Origin of the sequence: Pseudomonas edaphica (genome assembly GCF_005863185.1) — a bacterium.
GTDB classification, from domain to species: domain Bacteria; phylum Pseudomonadota; class Gammaproteobacteria; order Pseudomonadales; family Pseudomonadaceae; genus Aquipseudomonas; species Aquipseudomonas edaphica.
The window spans coordinates 1-2,489 of the sequence record NZ_VBVZ01000782.1 but is presented as its reverse complement, the minus strand read 5'-3'; the positions used below and the strand labels follow the sequence as shown (position 1 = coordinate 2,489).

2 protein-coding genes are annotated in these 2,489 nt (G+C 59.7%); one reads left to right on the top strand and one right to left on the bottom strand.

The features are described 5' to 3' along the window. Window positions 1-187: 187 nt before the first annotated feature. Window positions 188-1,063, top strand: a complete 876-nt coding sequence (locus tag FEM54_RS30420; protein WP_138454052.1) for a LysR substrate-binding domain-containing protein — start codon at window positions 188-190, stop codon at window positions 1,061-1,063. On the opposite strand, the gene FEM54_RS30415 is transcribed toward FEM54_RS30420, so the two are convergent. Then, window positions 1,010-2,386 (bottom strand): MFS transporter, encoded by a 1,377-nt coding sequence (locus FEM54_RS30415; protein ID WP_138454051.1) that lies wholly within the window; start codon window positions 2,384-2,386, stop codon window positions 1,010-1,012. The genes FEM54_RS30420 and FEM54_RS30415 overlap by 54 nt on opposite strands. Window positions 2,387-2,489: the final 103 nt, after the last annotated feature.

Below are 2,489 nucleotides of genomic sequence, written 5' to 3'. Positions count from 1 at the left end.
CCCAGTAAAGGCACTGCAATTTTCCTGAAAGTTCTCAGTGTCAGGGTTTGGGGCCGCTTCGCGGCCCAACGCAGGACAAGCCTGCTCGCCACAGGAGAAAGTGGCGGCCTTCAAAAGTTGTGTAGATACCTATGCTGCGATGAAGCCAGCAAAAACACCATAAAAATAACAAGTATGGACCACACCCATGCGTCACCTGCCCGCCCTCACCATGCTACGCGTCTTCGAAGAAGTCGCCCGCCATCGCAGCTTCAGCCAGGCCGCCGTGGGCCTCAACGTGACCCAGGGCGCGGTCAGCCGCCAGATCAAGCAACTGGAAGACTACCTCGGCGTTGCCCTGTTCATTCGCACGCCCCAGGGCCTGTCCCTGACCGAAGCCGGCTTTGCCCTCTCGCCGCACCTGAGCGACGCCTTCGACCATATCGAGCGCGCCCTGCAAGCCGTACGCGTGCCCAACCTGCGCCAGCGCCTGCGCGTGGTCGCACCGCCTACCTGGGCCACGCGCTGGTTGTCGGCGCACTTGCGGCGTTTCTGCGAGCGCTACCCGGATATCAACCTCAGTGTCACCCATCAAAACACCCACGACAGCCTCGCGGAGATTGACTGCCGGATTCGTTTCGGCCTGCATGCGGACCCGCATTGCAGCAGTGAGCTGTTGGTGATGGAGCGGCATATCGCCGTAGCCAGCCCGGAGTTGTTCGAAGGTGACCAGCCGCCGGATCTGCGGCGTTTCCCACTGCTGCATATCCTGCACGACGGTAAGCGTTTGAAGGTTTGGGAGAACTGGCTGGCGGCCATGGGCCGTGACGACATCGATGCGGGCCAGGGCCTGGAATTCAGCACTCTGGACCAGGTGATCCATACCGCCCTGGCCGGCGGTGGCCTGGCGGTGATCGACCGGCAGATGATCGAACGTGAATTGGCCAATGGCAGTTTAGTGCCGATCACTCCCGTGGAAGTGATCGGCCCCTATGGTTATTGGCTGGATGTGGCGGCAGACAAGCAGGGCTTATCCAAGGTTCGCTTGTTTACGCAGTGGCTGGGCCAGGTCAGCAATCCCTGACACCGACGGCGCTTGGGCTTTGCACGCCTGGCTCAAGGTCAACGCCTTGGTCTCTGGCGCCCAGGCCCAGGAGATGATCGCACCCAACATCAGGATAGCCGCGAGAATCCCCATGGTCGGGCTCAAGCCAATGCCCGCCACACTCACCGGCAGCAAAAACGTGCTGATCGCCGACCCCAACCGGCTTACCGCTGTCGCCAGGCCAATCCCGCTGGCACGCACTTCGGTAGGAAAGCTTTCGGCCGGGAACACGCCAACCAAGTTGCTCACCGCCGACAACACCAGCGTGAACACACCAAAGGTCAGCACCATCAACCACGCCATACTCCCTGGCAACACAGCGAGTAAAAACAACGCCGCCGCGAGGATGATGAATGAGTTGATAAGGAAGCCCCGCCGCGAAAACTTCACCGTGCACCAAATACCTATCAATGCACCGACAATCAGCAACAGGTTAAGCAGCAACTCAGTCCCAAATCCCTGGGACAACCCCATCTTCTGCAGGATCGACGGCAGAAAGGTATAGATCGCGAAATACGGCATCACGATGCAGACAAAAAACAGGCAATTGAACGCGGTGCGCTTACGGTACTCACGACTGAACAACACGCCATAACCGGAACGGGTCTGCGTCGGCGGCTCTTCATCCAGTACCACATGCTCGCCCAAGTGCTTTTTGACGATGGCACGAGCCTCGGCGATGCGCCCACGGTTGACCAGCCAACGCGGTGATTCCGGTGTGCCGATTCGGGCGATCAGGATCAACCCGGCCGGAATCGCCGACGACGCCAGCATCCAGCGCCAGGCGTCGTCGCCGAGGCTGAGCATCGCGGTACCGACAAAGGTTGCCGCCACATAACCAACGGTCCAGACCACGCTGAAGGAGCCGAGCAACACGCCGCGATGCTTCTTCGGCGCGAACTCGGCGAGCATGGCGTGACCCACGCTGAAATCACCGCCCAGGCCAATGCCGATGAGGATGCGGCACAGCAACAGGCCCATGGCCGTTTCAGCGTAGAACTGCATCACTGACGCGACGGTAATCAGTACAAAGCTGACCAGGAAGATTTTCTGCCGGCCGAGGCTGTCGGAAATCCAGCCGAAAAACAGGCTGCCCACAAACAGCCCGATCAGCGCCGAAGCGCCGATGAGGCCTTGCCAGAAGGCATCCAATTGCATCTGTGGGCTGAGCAGGGTGAAAGCGATACCGATCAGGCCAAGGATATAGCCGTCGGTGAAATGCGCGCCGAAGGTGAGGCCGGCGATTTTCAGGTGAAAACGGCCGATGGGCAGGTCGTCGATTTTGACGGGTTGAGCGGTCATGGTGTTCTCCATTTTGTTGTTCTTGACGGAGTAACAGCGGGCTTATGCCGAATAATTGCTCTATGTGGGAGCTGGCTTGCCTGCGATAGCGGTGGATCAGCTA

Excerpts from the sequence above, each read along its gene's own strand:
- FEM54_RS30415 (WP_138454051.1), bottom strand. The coding sequence starts at position 2,386 with ATGACCGCTCAACCCGTCAAAATCGACGACCTGCCCATCGGCCGTTTT.
- FEM54_RS30420 (WP_138454052.1), top strand. The coding sequence starts at position 188 with ATGCGTCACCTGCCCGCCCTCACCATGCTACGCGTCTTCGAAGAAGTC.